Consider the following 15,406-nt stretch of genomic DNA (forward strand, 5'->3'; position numbering starts at 1 on the left):
CTTCAGGACATGTGCTCATGATCCTGCTCGACGAACCCGGCACGGGCCCCGGGGTGGGCATGAGAAGGTCCCGCCGCCGGGCTGAGGACTGGGGAAGTCAGACCCGGCGGCGGGACCGGCATCGGGATCACGACCCCGGCGAGGAGCTCCCGCCGGGACCGGCCGGGCCGTACGCGGTGAGGTACGACCGTGCGCGGCCGGCCGGGCGGTACGCGGTTGCGCTGCGGACAACGGCCGGCCCCGCGTCATGGGGGTGACCGTCGGGGTGACCGTGGTGATCGCAGCGGCTCGCGGCCCTGACCGGGGACGTGCCCGTGCCCGTCGCGGCCCGAGCCGCGACTCCGCCGCCGGCGAGCGTGACCGTCGGCACCTCGACGACGGCCCCCGGCCCGCTGACGGCTGTGCCTGTCATGCGTTCCTCCTCCCTGCCCGAGCGGGCGACTCTGCACCGTGACTACCCCATGTCACTCTCCGTGAAGCTCGATGGCCGGGTAAAATCCCCGGTCAGCAGCCCAAAGGCAGGGCTGCGATCACGTTGGGTGAGGGAAACGGCGGTGCGGGAGGCGGGTCCGCCGGAACTGTCGGTGCCCGGTGGCACACTCGGCGGGCATGAGCGATGACGTGCGGCTGCGGCCCGTCCAGCAGGCCGATCTGGAGGTGTTCCTGGAGCAGGAGCACGACGAGGAGGCCGTCCGGCGGTCCAGGTTCGCCCCTCGCGAGCGGGCGGCCTTCATGACCCACTGGACCACCCGGGTGCTCGGCGATCCCACCGTCCTGGTGCGCACGGTCACGGTCGGGGGCGAGGTGGCCGGGAACGTGGTGTCCTGGTGGGAGGGCGAGCGGCGGTTCGTCGGCTACTGGCTGGGCCGCCCCTTCTGGGGGCGCGGCGTCGGCACCGCGGCGCTGGGGCTGTTCCTGGCGGAGGAGAAGACCAGGCCCCTATACGCCGACCCGTTCGCGGGCAACACCGGCTCGGTGCGGCTGCTGGAACGCCACGGCTTCCGGCGCGCCGGCACGGTCCGGCACGGCGAGGACGAGCATCTGCTGCTGGTGCTGGGCGGCGACCTGTCCGCCTGACCGGTCAGGCGGGTGGTGGCAGCGTGGTGGGCGGGGTGGCGGGCGGGGTCAGCTGCGGCCGCCCGTGAAGGGGGGCTCGCCGTCCTTCAGTGCGCGAAAGCGCAGCGCCGACCATGTCTCGTCCACCGCGACCTGGCCGTTGGGACGCAGCCCGTACTCGCCGACGATGGGCCACAGTGTGTCGCGGTTGATGTCGGACTTGTTGCCCTTGGGGTAGGCAACCCAGACCACGGGCGGCGCGGTGATCTCGTCGCGGTGCTCGTCCAGGATCCGGCGGGCCGCGGCGGCGTCGGAGGCGAAGATCAGCGCGACGTCCGCCTCCTCGACGGACCCGGCCTCGCGGGCGCCCTCGGGCAGTGGCCCCAGGAGCGGCCGCTGGGCGGGGTCGGAGACCCACACGGTGGTCGCCGGCTTGATGAGCAGCTTGTCGGCGACGGTCTTGGCGGCCATGTCATGCCCTCGTGTAGATCAGGTTCAGCACGCCGGTGCTGAAGGTGGTGGAGGTGGTCAGGGTGAGCGGGATCTGCTCGCGGACGTCGTCGAACAGGCGCTTGCCCGAGCCGACGACGATCGGGTGGAGCAGCAGGTTGAGCTCGTCGAGCAGGCCCTCGCGCAGCAGCGAGACGACCAGGGTGGCGCTGCCGACGACCGAGATGTTCCCGCCGGGGCCCTCCCGCAACGCCGCCAGGTCGGCCAGGCTCACGAGCTCGGTGTTCTGCCAGGACGGCGAGGTCAGCGTGGTGGAGACGACGTACTTGGTCGAGTTGTTCATCGCCTCGGCCATCGGCTCCTTCTCGGGGTCCTGGTGCGGCCAGTATCCGGCGAACTCCTCGTAGGTGTGCCGGCCCAGCAGCATGGCGTCGGCGGCCTGCATCTGCGCGCCGACCGACTGGCCCATCTCGTCGTTGAAGTACGGGAAGTGCCAGGTGTCGGGGGCCTCGACGACGCCGTCGAGGGAGATGAACAGGCCGGCGGTGATCTTACGCATGATTGTCGCTCCTTGAGTTCCTGAGGTGCCTCAACCTTCCCACCGACAAATGAAGTTGTCAAGACGACTTCCGTTGTCCGACGTGCGCGTTCTCGTGCCTGGTGGCGGGGTGCGGACGAAGGGCGGAGCGGGAGAACCAGCAAGGCTCTGGCGCGGGCCGACTCCTTCGGGAGGGGGCGGGGTTTCGCCCCCTCCCCCGGGCGGCTCTCAGGCGGAGGCTGTTGTGGGCGGCCTTTCGATTGCGATGGGCGGGAATCTGGCCATATGTCACGGAGGGTGCCTCTCGGCCTGGAGTGCCGAGGACGCCCCACAGGCGGGCCTGATGTCGGCTCGGCCCCCATGCCGCAAGCCGCCATGGCTGTTGGTGGGACAGGCTGGAGCGGGCTTCTCGACGCGGCGAACGGCCTTCTGGCCGCGCCGACCACGCCGACCGCGGGCGGCGGTTCGGTCGCGGGTTACTGAGGATGCCTCCCGGCCATGAACCGCCGAGGATGCCTCTCCCCCGCAAACGGCCCCTGAGGGCGGACCTGTCGCAAGACGCTTCCGCCACGGATGAGGTTCCTGTGGGGCCTACGGGAAGAGACCTTCGGGCCGGTGGACGGGTCTCCGGTCGCGGGCCACCCGCGGAACGGCTCTGCATCAGTCGCGCGCAACGGCTTTGGAGCCGGTCGCGGTGAACGGCTTCGACCCTAGGTGCGGGGCTTCACGGTTCCGACCCTGAATGGAGGGCTTTCAGGGGTGGGGCGTGGGCTGGGGGCGACGGAGGGCGTTCGGGGGGTGGTAGTGGACAGGAGGGTCAGGGCGGCCTGGAGGGCGTGGTCGGCGGCGGCCGCGCTGTCATGATGGGCCGCGACGACGGTCGCCCCCTCGACCAGCATCAGCAGCTGCCGCCCCACCAGCCCGGGATCGTCGGCCCCGGCGCGTTCGGCGATGCCGGTCAGCAGCTCGAGGTAGCGGTCCAGGTGGCGGGCGGTGATGGCCCGTACGGGGTCGGCGTGGTGCTGGGCGGCGGCGTTCAGCAGGGCGCAGCCGCGGAAGCCCGGGGCGGCATACCAGTGCCGCAGGGCGTCGAACACCGCGGTCAGCTGGGCGCGCGGATCGTCGCCCGCGGCCTGGGCGCGGCCGGCCAGCCAGCGGGCGACCCGGTCGCTGCGCTCCCGGAGCACGGCCTCGACCAGGCCCTCCTTGGTGCCGAAGTGGCGGTAGAGGGTCTCCTTGGAGATGCCGATCCCGGCGCACAGCCCGGCGACGCCGATGCCGTCGAGGCCGCGCTCGTACAGCAGGTCGGTGGCGGCGCTCAGGATGGCGGCGCGGGTGCGGGCGGGGTCGATCGTGGAGCCTTTGGCCACGGGCATGGCTTGGATAGTACCGGTCGGTTCGATCGGCTGCTAACGTCTCGGGTCGTACCGATCGGTTCGAGCTCGGGGAGTTCACCCATGTTTGACCCGCTTGCCGCCGACCCGCCGCGCGACCCCGACTTCCCGGCCACCACGCCGCAGGTGACGTTCGACAGCGGCGGCGAGCGCCTGCTCGGCGTGCTGCACCTGCCCGCCGGACGCGGCCCGCACCCCGTCGTCGTGCTGCTGCACGGATTCCCCGGCAACGAGCGCAACTTCGACCTCGCCCAGACGCTGCGCCGCGCCGGCTACGCCGCCCTGGTGTTCCACTACCGCGGATCATGGGGCGTCGGCGGCACCTGGTCCTGGGGGCACGTGCTGGAGGACGCCGCCGCCGTCGTCGCCGCGCTGCCTGGCCTGGCCGCCGCCCACCGGCTCCACCCGGAGCGCCTGGCGCTGGTCGGCCACAGCATGGGCGGGTTCGCGGCGCTGATGACGGCCGCGGCGGACCCGTCCGTGACCGCCGTCGCCTCCGTCGCCGCGTTCGACCTGGGCGTGGCCGCCGCGCTGTCCCGCGCCGACGCCGAGGTACGGGCCGGGTACGTCAAGGCGTTCGACGGCGAGCTGGCCCCCCTGCGCGGCACCAGCGGGCAGGCGCTGGTCGACGAGATGGAGGCGGGCGGCGACGCCTGGCGGCTGGCCCGGCTCGCGCCCCGGCTGGCGGGCCGCCCCGTGCTCCTCGTCGGCACCGGCCACGACGTCGTCACGCCGCACGAAGTGCACCACGATCCCCTGGTCGCCGCCTACCGGGCACACCCCGTCGAACGTCTCGAAGACCACCTCTTGCCCACCGACCACGCCCTGTCGGACGACCGCGTCACCCTGGCCCGCACGATCCTCGGCTTCCTCGAACGCTCCCTGTGACGGCCCCCCGGGCGGCGGGCCGTCAGGAGGGACGGGCGACGTACGCGTGCCTGGCGTCGCCGGAGAAGCCGCAGACGCGGTAGTGTCCTGAGTCAGGAGTTCTGTCCATATATGTAGGCTGGGTTCATGACGTGTGATATTCGCGCATACCGAGGCCCAGATGACGCCACAGCGACCTTCGATGTCTTCCAAGCCGCGATTCGCCAAACGGCCTCGTTGGTTTACGGACCGCGCCAGGTGGACGCATGGGCTGGCCCCGCTCGCACCGACCTGAGCGATTGGGACAGGCGGCGGCAAGAAGCGTCGACCCTGGTGGCAGAAGTTGATGACACTGTCGTGGGGTTCACGGACCTGCTGCCGGACGGCTTGGTTGACATGCTGTTCGTTCATCCACGATCAGGGGGCAGGGGTGTTGCACGCGCCCTGCTCACTGCCATCATGCGCGAGGCGCGTGCCCGTGGGCTCACCGAACTGCGGACCTTGGCCAGTCGGAGTGCTCAGCCTGCGTTCGAACGCCTCGGATTCACTGTGGTCGCCCATCGCCCGGACAACACGGTCCGTGGGGTCGTCGTCCCCAACGTAGAAATGCGTCGCCGCCTCTAGCATCCTGAGTCAGGAATTCTGTTCATAACTCTATGCTGGTGTCATGGCGAGTACGGGGCGGCCGAAGGCCGAGCTGGTGTTGTCCGAGGACGAGCGGGCGGCGCTGGAGGGTTGGGTGCGGCGCAGGTCGACGCCGCAGTCGTGGGCGTTGCGATGCCGGATCATCCTGGAGTGCGCGACGGGCGCGACCAACAAGGACGTCGCGCAGCGGCTCGGGTCGACGCCTCACGCGGTCGGGCGGTGGCGGGCCCGATTCGTCGAGCATCGGATCGCGGGCCTGGGTGACATGCCACGCTCGGGCGGGCCCCGATCGGTGACCGACGAGCAGGTCGCGGCACTGGTGACCAAGACCTTGGAGAGCACACCGAAGAACGCGACGCACTGGTCGACCCGGTCGATGGCCAAGGAGATCGGCATGTCGCAGTCGACGGTCTCGCGGGTCTGGCGGGCGTTCGGCCTGCAACCCCACCGGGTCGAGGAGTTCAAGCTGTCCACCGACCCGTACTTCGTGGACAAGGTCCACGACGTCGTCGGGCTCTACCTGGATCCGCCCGAGCGGGCGCTGGTGTTCTGCGTGGAGGAGAAGTCGCAGATCCAGGCGTTGGACCGCGCCCAGCCCGTGCTGCCGATGATGCCCGGAATCCCGCAGCGCGTGACCCACGACTACGTCAGGGCCGGCACCACGACCCTGTTCGCCGCCCTGGAGATCGCATCCGGCAAGGTCATCGGGTCCCTGCACCGCCGTCACCGCGCCGAGGAGTTCAAGAAGTTCCTGATCACCTTGGACAAGCAGACCCCCGCGGACCTGGACATCCACCTCGTGCTCGACAACTACGCCACGCACAAGACGCCCGCGATCCGCACCTGGCTGGTCGCCCACCCGCGGTTCCATCTGCACCTCACCCCGACCGGGTCGTCCTGGCTCAACCTCGTGGAGCGGTGGTTCGCCGAGCTGACGAACAAGCAGATCCGTCGCGGCGTGCACAAGTCCGTCCAGGCCCTGGAGAAGGACATCTGCGACTGGATCTCGACCTGGAACACCGAGCCGCGGCCCTACGTCTGGACCAAGACCGCCGACGAGATCCTCGAACGCCTCGCCGGATATCTGAACAGAATTCCCGACTCAGGACAGTAGAAGGCGTGGGGCCGAGCTTGTCATCGGCATCGCCTTGTAACAGCCGGCCTCCCCTGCGGCCTGCAGGGTGGCGGCCATGATCCGCTTGCCCAGCCGGCGCCCCGCCGAGACGACGGCCCCGTCCAGTTCCAGCACGAAGAGACGCAGCGCGGGGATGCGAGGATCTGCCGGAAGACCGCCGCGTCGGGCCCGTTCACGACATCCGGGTCATCCGGCTGCAACTGCCGGTAGAGGCGGACGATGTGCTCGAAGTCGTCAAGCCGGGCCTCGCGGAACATGCGGGGAGCATGACGACGTCCCGGTGCCGCGGCCGACGCCAGGTCAGCGGGTCAGCGGGGCAGCGGGGCAGAGCGGCACGGATCAGCGCTGCGTCCTGGTCGAGCCGGGCGCGCGAGCGGCTGCGCCACTCGGCGCTGACCACCACGCCGTCGCCCGCGAAGCGCGGCACCACGTGCAGGTGGAGGTGGAAGACGTCCTGACCGGCGGCCTCGCCGTCCGCCAGCGACAGCCGCACCCCCTCGCAACGCAGCCCCGAGGCCCGCAGCGCGGCCGCCACCCGCCGGGCCGCCCGCCAGATCGGCCCGCCGATCGCGTCACCGGCCTCGGCCAGGCCGCGGACGTGTGCGCGCGGGATCACCAGGACGTGACCGGGCGTGGCCGGATGAAGGTCGAGGATCGCCAGGACGTCGTCGTCGCCGTGGACCACGCTTGCCGCGGCCCGCCCGGCGACGATCTCGCAGAACACACACGCTTCCATACCGGTCATGATCAGCGACGACAGACGGCGGCCGCACCCGGATTTCCCCGCGGCCGGTCAGCGGCTCACGACGGTCTCGTGCCCGATCCGGGACAGCTTGCCGGGGTTGCGCACGGCGTACAGGCCGCTGATGAGGCCGCCGTCCAGGCGGATCGCCACGACGCTGTCGATCTCGCCGTCGAGCTCGACGAGCAGCGCCGGATGGCCGTTGACGTGGGCCGGGCGCAGGCGGGCCGTCCCGGCGATCCTGGACAGCACCCCGGCCACCGTGGCCGCGCCCTCGATCGGCGCGAGCGCCGCCCGCACCACGCCGCCGCCGTCGGTGAGCAGGACGACGTCAGGGGCCAGCAGGTCGAGCAGACGCTGCAGGTCGCCGGTCTCGATCGCGCGCTGGAAGGCCGCCAGCGCCTGACGCGCCTGCTCGGCCGACACGCTCGCCCGGGGACGGCGTGCGGCCACATGCCCCCGGGCGCGGTGGGCGATCTGCCGCACCGTCGCCGGGGTCTTGCCGACGGCCTCGCCGATCTCGTCGTACTCCAGGCCGAACACCTCGCGCAGCACGAACACCGCGCGCTCGGTGGGATGGAGCGTCTCCAGCACCAGCAGCATGGCCATCGAGACGCTCTCGGCCAGCTCGACGTCCTCGGCCACGTCCGGCGAGGTCAGCAGCGGCTCGGGCAGCCACGGCCCGACGTAGGACTCCTTGCGCCGGCGCATCGTGCGCAGCCGCGTCAGCGCCTTCCTGGTGACCATGCGGACCAGGAAGGCGCGCCGGTCACGCACCGACTCCAGTTCGACCGACGCCCACCGCAACCAGGTCTCCTGCAGGATGTCCTCGGCGTCGGCGGCCGAGCCCAGCATCTCGTAGGCGACGGTGAACAGCAGGTTGCGATGCTCGACGAACGTCCGGGTCGCGCTGTCGGCCTGGTCGGCCTGGTCGGCCTGGTCCGCTGGTTCGACGCTGGTGTCCATCGTGTGCTCCCGCCTGTCGGTTCTCGACCTTGCCACACGCACCAGACGCCGGTCGCCGCCGCCGCGTGACATCCGGGGACAGTGGCGCCCGTCACATCGCGCCCGTCACATCGCGCCCGTGGTCAGCGGGACTCCGCGGCGGCCTTCAGGTCGCGCAGCCATGCCTCCAGCCCCGCGCCGAGGAGCTTGGTGGCGGTGGCCACGTCGGCCTCGACCTGGTCGCCGGTCCAGGTCTCCTCGGTGTGCACGCGCACACCGCCCTTGACCTTGGTGAACGTCCACAGGTGCACGCCCCGGTCGATGCGCACGCCCTTACCGACCGCCGGGCCGGTCCACAGCAGGCAGGCGTCGCGCTTGACGCGCCGGAGGGTGGAGGTGATGTGCATGGTGGTGGCCGGGGTGGTGGCGGTGGCCGGAGCGGGCGTGGTCCACCGCCACGACGAGCCGGGACGCAGCGGGCCGTGGTCGAGGCGCTTGCTGGACAGGACGGGCCGCTGCCAGTCGGGCCACTGCTCCACACGCGTCTGCAGGCCGAAGATCCTGCTCAGCGGAGCGTTGATGACGATGTCGGCCCGGTAGCGGATGCGGGCGGAGGCGTCGACCCCCTCCCCCCGGCACTGGGCCGCGCCGGCGGTGGCGTGGGCGGCCGGGACGTTGCCCGCCAGGACGCCGGCCACGGCGAGCGGGATCAGGATCGAGGCGACGCGGACGTTGCTGAACATGGTGTTCCTCTCGTTGAGGGATCGAAGAAGGGGGATGGCGGGGACGCCGTCAGCGCCGTCCGTCCCGCACGATGGCCGCGACGAGCGCGGCGCAGGCGGCGACGATCAGCACGGCGAAGGCGGGGTGCATGTCCTTCGACAGGCTCGGCGCCCCGCCGGGCCGGGCCACCCACACGGCGAGCGGCGCCGCGTAGGCGAGGGCGACCAGCACGACCGCCCACCGGACCAGCCGGTCCCGGGCGTGGCGCAGCGCGCCGACCAGCACGACCGCGACCGGAACGATCGCCAGCAGCGCGAACTGGCCGACGATCATGACGGCGACCGCCCAGGCGGCGACGCTCACCGCCACCGGCGTACGACGACCGGGGCGGGTGGACGGCTGGTACGTGGTCATGACGTTCCCTTCACCTGGACGGATGCGAACGGCTAGAAGCTCATGCGTTCGTTAGAAGTTATAACTGCACAGGGAAAGAAGTGTCAACAACGTTCGTGATAGCCTCTAACTAAATCTCCTGGGTGTAGCGGCGGAAGGCGGCACGGCATGGCGGACACCGGCACGGCGACCCCGCGCGAGCGCTACCGCGCCCAGATCCGGGCCGAGATCAAGGAACACGCCTGGCAGCAGATCGCCACGACGGGAGCCTCCGCGCTGTCCCTCAACGCGATCGCCAAACAGATGGGCATGAGCGGCCCCGCGCTCTACCGCTACTACGCCAACCGCGACGAGCTCATCACCGAACTCATCCGCGACGCCTACCGCAGCCTCGCCGACACCCTCCGCTCAACCGCCGCAGAGGCCGCCGAAGGGAGTGGCGAAGAGGGGGGCGCCGGGCTGGCCGGGCTGGCTCATGCCGTGCGTGACTGGGCCCTGCGCGACCCCCAGCGCTACCTGCTCATCTACGGCACCCCCGTCCCCGGCTACCACGCCCCCGACGACATCACCGCCATCTCCTCCCAGATCATGACCCTCCTGCTCGACGCCGCCTCGGCCGCTCCGCCCCGGCACCCCGAGAGCCCGCTCGACCACCACCTGGCCGCCCGCCGCGCCTGGGCCGGCGACCACCCCGCCCCGCCCGCCGTCCTGCACCGGGCGCTCAGCTTCTGGACCCGGATCCACGGCGTGCTGTCCCTGGAGCTGGCCGGCCACTTCGCCGGCATGGGCTTCGACCCCGCCCTCCTCTTCGCCGCCGAGCTGGACGACCTGCTGACCTGCTGACCCGCTGACCCGCCGACCCTCGCGCGCACACGAAAGGCCCGGCCCGCCGCGGAAGGCGAGGCCGGGCTTGTCGCAACAGGCAGGGTGCGTTACCGGACGTCCTGGGGCAGGTGGGTCTTGGCGTCGTCGTAGGAGCCCTCACCGGCCGCCCCGGCCGGCCGGTAGACCAGGTACAGCACGCCGGTGGTGAACGTCTGCGAGCTGACCAGCTCCAGCGGGATCGGGCTGTCGCCCTCGTCGAACAGCCGCTCGCCCTTGCGTACCGCGATCGGGTGCACCAGCAGGTGCAGCTCGTCCAGCAGCCCGGCGGCCAGGAGCTGCCGCACCACCGAGACCGAGCCGCTCATCGCGATCGGACCGCCCGGCTCGGCCTTCAGCGCCGTCACGCCCTTGACCAGGTCCTCCTGCAGCAGCTCGGAGTTGCGCCAGGTGAACTCCAGCGGCTGCCGGGAGACCACGATCTTGCGCGCGTCGCCGATCGTCCTGGCGAAGTCGGCGTCCTCGCCGCCCGCCGCCTCGCGCTCGGGCCAGGCCCCGGCGAAGCTGTCGTACGTCTCGCGCCCCAGCAGCAGCGTGTCGGCCATCTGCGCCGTCACCGCCGCGCCCATCTCGTCGTTGAAGTACGGGAAGTGCCAGTCAGCCGGGTCCTGGACGACGCCGTCGAGCGAGATGAACAGGTTCGCGCTGATCTTCCTCATGATGTTCTCCATGCGTCTCGGGATGTGCCTGCAGTCTCGCCGGACCGGCTTACGGATCTCTTAAGGTCTTCCTTCCCGGCCGAGTCCGGCGACCAGGAGCCCGACCAGGCGGCGGGCGTCGTAACGGGGATCGGCCTCGGCCCCGATGCACAGGTTGCCCACGCCGCGCATGAGCTCGAAGGCGTCCAGATCGGACCGGATCTCGCCGGCGGCCGCCGCGGCCTCCAGCAGCTGCGCGCACACCGGCACCAGGCGGTCGAGGAAGTAGGCGTGCAGCGCCTGGAAACCGGTGTTGTCCGGCTGCAGCACCGCGGCCAGCCCGTGCTTGGTGACCAGGAAGTCGACGAACAGGCCGATCCACTCCCGCAGCGCCGCGTACGGGCTCGGGCCGGCGGCCAGCAGGGCCGGACCGGCCGCGGCGCAGGACTCGACCTGGTGGCGGTAGACGGCGATGACGAGGTCGGCCCGCGTGGGGAAATGGCGGTAGATCGTGGCGGTGCCGACGCCGGCCTCGGCCGCGATGTCGCGGATCGGCGCCTCCACGCCCGAGGCGACGAACACCGCGGCGGCCGCGCGCAGCAGGTTCTCCTCGTTGCGCCGCGCATCGGCGCGTTTCGGACGCGACTCCTCCACGCCGTTCCTCCCAGGGTCGGATTGCTAAACGGGACACGGTCCCGTATCGTCGGAAACGGGACACGGTCCCGCTTGCACATCATGCCAGAGCGAAGGCCCGACGGCCAAGCCCTGCCCTCTCCCACGCCCACCTGCGGCAACTCCACCCGGAAGGCAGCACCATGCCCGCATCGCCCACCGCCCCCGTCGTGTCGGTCCGGCCGGTCGTCCTGGACGCCCCCGGACGGGGCCAGGACCTCCAGGTCCGCGTCTCGGCCCCGGCCACCGGCGACCGCCTGCCCGTCGTCGTCCTGTCCCACGGCCACGGCTGGTCCATGGACGGCTACGCCCCCCTGGCCGACCACTGGGCCGCCCACGGCTTCGCCGTCCTGCAACCCACCCACCTCGACTCCCGCACCCTCGCCCTCCCCGCCGACGACCCCCGCACCCCCCACGTCTGGCGCATCAGGGTCGAGGACCTCAGGCGCGTCATCGACGGCCTCGACGTCCTGGAGAAAGCCCTGCCGGGCCTGGCCGGACGCCTGGACCGCGGCCGCGTCGCCGTCGCCGGCCACTCCTGGGGAGCCCACAGCGCCAGCATGCTCCTCGGCGCCCGCATCCTGGACGCCGACGGACGGCCAGGGCAGGACCTGTCCGACCCGCGCGTCACGGCCGGCGTGCTGCTCGCCCTGCCCGGCACCGGCGGACAGGACCTGTCGCCGTTCGCCGCCGAGCACTTCCCCTTCATGAACCCCGCCTTCGCGTTCATGAAGGCCCCGGCCCTGCTGGTCGCCGGCGACAAGGACGACTCGCCCCTGTCGACGCGCGGACCCGACTGGTTCACCGACGGCTACCACCACAGCCCCGGCGACAAGAGCCTGCTGACGCTGTTCGGCGCCGAGCACACCCTCGGCGGCGTCGCCGGGCACCACGTCGCCGAGACCACCGACGAGAGCCCCGAACGCCTGGCCCTGCTGCAGCGGCTCACCACCGCCTACCTGCGCACCGCCCTGAACCCCGGCGACCCCGCCTGGCCCGCCGCCCGCGCCGCCCTGGAAGCGGCCCCCCACCCCCTGGGCCGGATCGACGGCAAGCAGGCCGGTCAGCCGGCCGGACGCCGGTAGCCGTAGGTCTCGTGCCGGCGGACGAAACCCAGCGAACGGTACAGCTCGCGGGCGGCCACGTTGTCGGCGTCGTGGTTCACCGTCACCGCCGTCATGCCCAGCGCCCGCATGCGGCGCATCGCGTGCAGCATCGCCGCCCGCGCCAGGCCCCGCCGCCGGAACGCCGGATGGGTGCCGACCGGCTCGAAGTGGCCGATCGCGTTGCGCCCGTCGAGCCAGCCGACCGCGAAGGCCGCGATCCGGCCGTCCGGCGCCTGGACCACGATCTCGTCGGCCGGGTCGTAGCCGGGCCGCTCCATCACCGCAGAACGGTAGAGCGGCCCGGTCCAGTCGTCGCCGAACGCCCCGTTACGCGCCTCGGCCAGGCCCGGGGCGTCGTCCGGCACGGCGTGCCGCACCTCGAACCCGGCCGGCGCGCCCGGTTCGGGCAGCGGGCCGCGCAGGTCGCGCTCGTTGACGTGGTCCCACACCCGGAACCGCGCGAAACCGGCCCGTCCCAGCAGGCCGATCCGGGCGGCGTCGCAGTCCAGGACGTCGGTCAGCACGTACGGCTCGGCCGGGTCCATCAGGCGCGCGGTGGCGCCGGCCGCCTGCTCCAGCATGTCCAGCTCCGCCGGCCCGCCGCGCAGCCGGGGCGCGGCGAAGACGTCGAAGGCGCAGCCGAACCGCAGCAGGAGCGCGATCCCGGCCAGGCCGCCGGCGTCCTCCCACAGCCGGACCGACTCGGCGGCCGGACGGCGGTCGCGCAGGTTGTCATAGACGCGGTGCGGCAGCTCACCGGCGTGGTCGTAGCCGCACCGCCCGGCCTCGGCGATCCACTCCGACAGGACCGACCGCAGCCGCGGCAGGTCCTCGTGACGAAAGACGCGCGGACGCACCAAGATCCCCCTTCAGGACTTCAGGAAGTGCAGGACGGCCAGCACCCGGCGGCTGTACCCGCTGGCCTGCGACAGGCCCAGCTTGTCGAACAGTGAGTTGACGTGCTTCTCCACCGCGCTCTGCGACACGTGCAGCTGCCCGGCGATCGAGGCGTTGGTCATGCCCTGGGCCATGCGCTCCAGCACCTCCCGCTCGCGCGCGGTCAGCCGGGCCAGCGGATCGACCTGCGTGGTACGGGCCAGCAACTGCCGCACCACCTCCGGGTCGAAGGCCGCCCCGCCCGCCGCCACCCGCTCCAGCGCGTCCAGGAAGTCGCCGACCTGCGCCACCCGGTCCTTCAGCAGATAGCCCACGCCCTCGACGTCGGCGCTCATCAGCTCGGTGGCGTACCGCTTCTCCACGTACTGCGACAACACCAGCACCTTGACCCGCGGCCAGCGCCGCCGGATCTCCAGCGCCGCCCGCAGCCCCTCGTCGGTGTGGGTGGGCGGCATGCGCACGTCGACCACCACGACGTCGGGGGCGTGCTCGGCCACCGCCGCCACCAGGGCCTCGCCGTCGCTCACGGCGGCCGGCACCTCGTGGCCCTCCTCGCCCAGCAGGCGTACCAGACCCTCGCGCAGCAGCGTGGAGTCCTCGGCCAGGATCACCCGCACGGCAGCCCCGCCGCCACCGTCGTCGGGCCGCCGGGCGGGCTGACCACCTCGAAGGCGCCGTCCAGCGCCGCCACCCGCCGGGCCAGCCCCGACAGGCCGCCTCCCGAGGGGCGCGCGCCGCCCGTGCCGTCGTCGCTCACCCGTACGAGCACCCTGTCGTCCTCCTGTCTGACCTCGACCGTCACCGTCGTGGCGGCCGCGTGCTTGGCGGCGTTGGTCACCGCCTCGCTCACCACGAAGTACGCCGCCGTCTCCACCGCCATCGGCGGCCGGGTCGGCAGGTCGCACGTCACCTTGACCGGCACGCCCGCGCGTTCGGCCACCCCGGCCAGCGCCTCGCCCAGCCCGAGGGAGTCCAGCCCGCTCGGGTACACCCGCCAGGCCACCTCGCGCAGCTCGGCCAGCGCCTGCTGGGCCTGCTCGTGCGCCTGCTCCAGCAGCTCGGGACGCCCCCGCCGGGACCGCCCGATGAGCATCGACAGCGCCACCAGGCGCTGCTGCAGCCCGTCGTGCAGGTCACGCTCGATCCGGCGGCGCTCGGAGTCGACCGCGGCCACGATCCCGGCCCGGCTCTCGGCCAGCTCGGCGATCCGGCGCTCCAGCGCCTCGGTACGGTCGGGCCCCAGCAGCCGTCCGGCCAGCCGCCGCTCCAGCGCGTGCACCCCCACCAGCCCCGACACGGCGATGAACAGCAACACGCAGCCGCCGACCAGGAAGTACAGCACCAGCGGCGGCGTCGGCGTCATCCCGTCGTACGGCTCGCCGCGGGCCCAGGCCCCCAGCAGCAGGATGGCGGCGCGCGCGCCGAGGATCAGCAGCGCCACCACCAGCCCGCCCAGCACCCCGGCCGGGATCCTGGCGGCCAGGTAGCGCGCCGGTCGGGTGTCCCAGCCGGACAGCGCGTCCAGCGCGGCGGTGTCCAGGCGCAGGCGGCGCGCCTCGAAGGCGGCCAGCCCCGCCGCCAGCGCCCGCACCCGCGGCCGCCCCAGGAAGGGCAGCGTGAGCAGCAGGAACAGCGCGCCGGCCAGGGCGGTCAGCCCGCCCAGGACCACCGCGCCCAGCACCCTCAGCCCCTCAGCGGCGGTTCGCATGCCTTCCCTTACGCCGTTCCGTCAGCCGTACCGCGACGAAGACCGCGATCGCCAGCGCCACCAGGCCGATCACCACGTAGGTGCCGATCCCCACGTACGCCTCGACCAGCGACCAGTTCTCGCCGAGAAAGTATCCCGCAAGCACGAAGATGGTGTTCCAGATGGCGCTGCCGGCCGTCGTGAGCAGGGTGAACGTCACCAGCGGCATGCGCTCCACACCCGCCGGCACGGAGATCAGGCTGCGGAAGATGGGGATCATCCGGCCGAAGAACACGGTCTTGCGGCCGTGCCGCAGGAACCACGCCTCGGTCTTCTCGATGTCGCTCACCTTGACCAGCGGCAGCTTGGCGGCGATGGCCAGCGTGCGTTCGCGGCCGAGCAGCGCGCCCACCCCGTACAGGGCCAGCGCCCCGACGACCGAGCCGAGCGTCGTGCACACCAGCACGTCGAGCAGGTCCAGCTCGCCCCTGCTGGCGGTGAAGCCGGACAGGGGCAGGATCACCTCGCTGGGCAGCGGCGGGAACAGGTTCTCCAGCATGATCGCCAGCCCGGCCCCGAAGGCGCCGAGGTTCTCCGTCAACGCAATCAACCAATCCGTCATGTCACCCAGGCTAC

At 72.2% G+C, this 15,406-nt stretch carries 20 protein-coding genes; 6 read left to right on the forward strand and 14 right to left on the reverse strand.

Annotated elements, in window-relative coordinates:
- Positions 1 to 127: 127 nt before the first annotated feature.
- Positions 128 to 412 carry a hypothetical protein gene (locus ABT158_RS22795; RefSeq protein WP_352356350.1) on the reverse strand — a complete coding sequence of 95 codons (285 nt, stop codon included), beginning with the start codon at positions 410 to 412 and terminating at the stop codon, positions 128 to 130.
- A gap of 197 nt (positions 413 to 609) precedes the next feature.
- On the opposite strand from ABT158_RS22795, the gene ABT158_RS22800 reads away from it, so the two are divergent.
- Positions 610 to 1,077 (forward strand): GNAT family N-acetyltransferase, encoded by a 468-nt coding sequence (locus ABT158_RS22800; protein ID WP_352356352.1) that lies wholly within the window; start codon positions 610 to 612, stop codon positions 1,075 to 1,077.
- Between the two features lie 48 nt (positions 1,078 to 1,125).
- Here ABT158_RS22800 and ABT158_RS22805 read toward each other — a convergent pair whose 3' ends face one another.
- The 3 genes from ABT158_RS22805 to ABT158_RS22815 form a co-directional block, all read right to left on the reverse strand.
- Entirely contained in the window at positions 1,126 to 1,527 is a 402-nt protein-coding gene (locus tag ABT158_RS22805) for a hypothetical protein (protein ID WP_352356354.1), read from the reverse strand.
- Position 1,528: 1 nt separating this feature from the next.
- Entirely contained in the window at positions 1,529 to 2,065 is a 537-nt protein-coding gene (locus ABT158_RS22810; RefSeq protein WP_352356356.1) for a dihydrofolate reductase family protein, read from the reverse strand.
- Positions 2,066 to 2,754: 689 nt separating this feature from the next.
- The gene (locus tag ABT158_RS22815) at positions 2,755 to 3,420 is read right to left on the reverse strand and encodes a TetR/AcrR family transcriptional regulator (protein WP_352356358.1); all 666 of its coding nucleotides are present in this window, start codon (positions 3,418 to 3,420) and stop codon (positions 2,755 to 2,757) included.
- Positions 3,421 to 3,501: 81 nt separating this feature from the next.
- On the opposite strand from ABT158_RS22815, the gene ABT158_RS22820 reads away from it, so the two are divergent.
- From ABT158_RS22820 to ABT158_RS22830, 3 genes are all read left to right on the forward strand, one after another.
- Positions 3,502 to 4,326, forward strand: coding sequence for an alpha/beta hydrolase family protein (locus ABT158_RS22820; RefSeq protein WP_352356360.1), 825 nt, complete (start codon positions 3,502 to 3,504; stop codon positions 4,324 to 4,326).
- A gap of 126 nt (positions 4,327 to 4,452) precedes the next feature.
- A complete protein-coding gene (locus ABT158_RS22825; protein ID WP_352356362.1) occupies positions 4,453 to 4,929 on the forward strand; it encodes a GNAT family N-acetyltransferase in 477 nt (158 codons plus the stop codon).
- Positions 4,930 to 4,972: 43 nt separating this feature from the next.
- Positions 4,973 to 6,064 carry an IS630 family transposase gene (locus ABT158_RS22830; RefSeq protein ID WP_352356364.1) on the forward strand — a complete coding sequence of 364 codons (1,092 nt, stop codon included), beginning with the start codon at positions 4,973 to 4,975 and terminating at the stop codon, positions 6,062 to 6,064.
- A 193-nt stretch (positions 6,065 to 6,257) separates the two neighbouring features.
- Here the strand turns inward: ABT158_RS22830 and ABT158_RS22835 are convergent, their stop codons facing one another.
- From ABT158_RS22835 to ABT158_RS22850, 4 genes are all read right to left on the reverse strand, one after another.
- The gene (locus tag ABT158_RS22835) at positions 6,258 to 6,821 is read right to left on the reverse strand and encodes an HIT family protein (protein ID WP_352356366.1); all 564 of its coding nucleotides are present in this window, start codon (positions 6,819 to 6,821) and stop codon (positions 6,258 to 6,260) included.
- A gap of 57 nt (positions 6,822 to 6,878) precedes the next feature.
- Positions 6,879 to 7,793 carry an RNA polymerase sigma-70 factor gene (locus ABT158_RS22840; protein WP_352356368.1) on the reverse strand — a complete coding sequence of 305 codons (915 nt, stop codon included), beginning with the start codon at positions 7,791 to 7,793 and terminating at the stop codon, positions 6,879 to 6,881.
- A 122-nt stretch (positions 7,794 to 7,915) separates the two neighbouring features.
- Positions 7,916 to 8,515: an SRPBCC family protein gene (locus tag ABT158_RS22845; RefSeq protein WP_352356371.1), complete on the reverse strand. Its 600-nt coding sequence runs from the start codon at positions 8,513 to 8,515 to the stop codon at positions 7,916 to 7,918.
- A 49-nt stretch (positions 8,516 to 8,564) separates the two neighbouring features.
- Positions 8,565 to 8,909, reverse strand: coding sequence for a hypothetical protein (locus tag ABT158_RS22850; protein ID WP_352356373.1), 345 nt, complete (start codon positions 8,907 to 8,909; stop codon positions 8,565 to 8,567).
- A gap of 147 nt (positions 8,910 to 9,056) precedes the next feature.
- Between ABT158_RS22850 and ABT158_RS22855 the strand changes: the two genes are divergently transcribed.
- Positions 9,057 to 9,731 carry a TetR/AcrR family transcriptional regulator gene (locus ABT158_RS22855; RefSeq protein ID WP_352356375.1) on the forward strand — a complete coding sequence of 225 codons (675 nt, stop codon included), beginning with the start codon at positions 9,057 to 9,059 and terminating at the stop codon, positions 9,729 to 9,731.
- Between the two features lie 89 nt (positions 9,732 to 9,820).
- Here ABT158_RS22855 and ABT158_RS22860 read toward each other — a convergent pair whose 3' ends face one another.
- Positions 9,821 to 10,429 carry a dihydrofolate reductase family protein gene (locus ABT158_RS22860; RefSeq protein WP_352356377.1) on the reverse strand — a complete coding sequence of 203 codons (609 nt, stop codon included), beginning with the start codon at positions 10,427 to 10,429 and terminating at the stop codon, positions 9,821 to 9,823.
- Between the two features lie 60 nt (positions 10,430 to 10,489).
- Entirely contained in the window at positions 10,490 to 11,062 is a 573-nt protein-coding gene (locus tag ABT158_RS22865; protein ID WP_352356379.1) for a TetR/AcrR family transcriptional regulator, read from the reverse strand.
- 161 nt (positions 11,063 to 11,223) lie between these two features.
- Between ABT158_RS22865 and ABT158_RS22870 the strand changes: the two genes are divergently transcribed.
- A complete protein-coding gene (locus ABT158_RS22870) occupies positions 11,224 to 12,165 on the forward strand; it encodes an alpha/beta hydrolase family protein (protein WP_352356381.1) in 942 nt (313 codons plus the stop codon).
- Here the strand turns inward: ABT158_RS22870 and ABT158_RS22875 are convergent.
- Genes ABT158_RS22875 through ABT158_RS22890 form a run of 4 tightly spaced genes read right to left on the reverse strand, consistent with a single transcriptional unit; the run spans position 12,144 to position 15,392 of the window.
- Complete coding sequence (locus ABT158_RS22875) at positions 12,144 to 13,043, reverse strand: GNAT family N-acetyltransferase (RefSeq protein ID WP_352356383.1); 900 nt, start codon at positions 13,041 to 13,043, stop codon at positions 12,144 to 12,146. The two genes, ABT158_RS22870 and ABT158_RS22875, sit on opposite strands and share 22 nt — an antisense overlap.
- A 12-nt stretch (positions 13,044 to 13,055) precedes the next feature.
- Positions 13,056 to 13,700: a response regulator gene (locus ABT158_RS22880; RefSeq protein WP_352356384.1), complete on the reverse strand. Its 645-nt coding sequence runs from the start codon at positions 13,698 to 13,700 to the stop codon at positions 13,056 to 13,058.
- Positions 13,691 to 14,791 (reverse strand): sensor histidine kinase, encoded by a 1,101-nt coding sequence (locus ABT158_RS22885; protein WP_352356385.1) that lies wholly within the window; start codon positions 14,789 to 14,791, stop codon positions 13,691 to 13,693. The genes ABT158_RS22880 and ABT158_RS22885 overlap by 10 nt, the downstream gene beginning before the upstream one ends.
- Positions 14,775 to 15,392: a DedA family protein gene (locus tag ABT158_RS22890; RefSeq protein WP_352356387.1), complete on the reverse strand. Its 618-nt coding sequence runs from the start codon at positions 15,390 to 15,392 to the stop codon at positions 14,775 to 14,777. Before ABT158_RS22890 ends, ABT158_RS22885 begins: the two co-directional genes overlap by 17 nt.
- Between the last annotated feature and the right edge of the window lie 14 nt (positions 15,393 to 15,406).

The sequence above is a fragment of the Nonomuraea sp. NPDC001636 genome, assembly GCF_040298265.1.
Lineage (GTDB): Bacteria > Actinomycetota > Actinomycetes > Streptosporangiales > Streptosporangiaceae > Nonomuraea.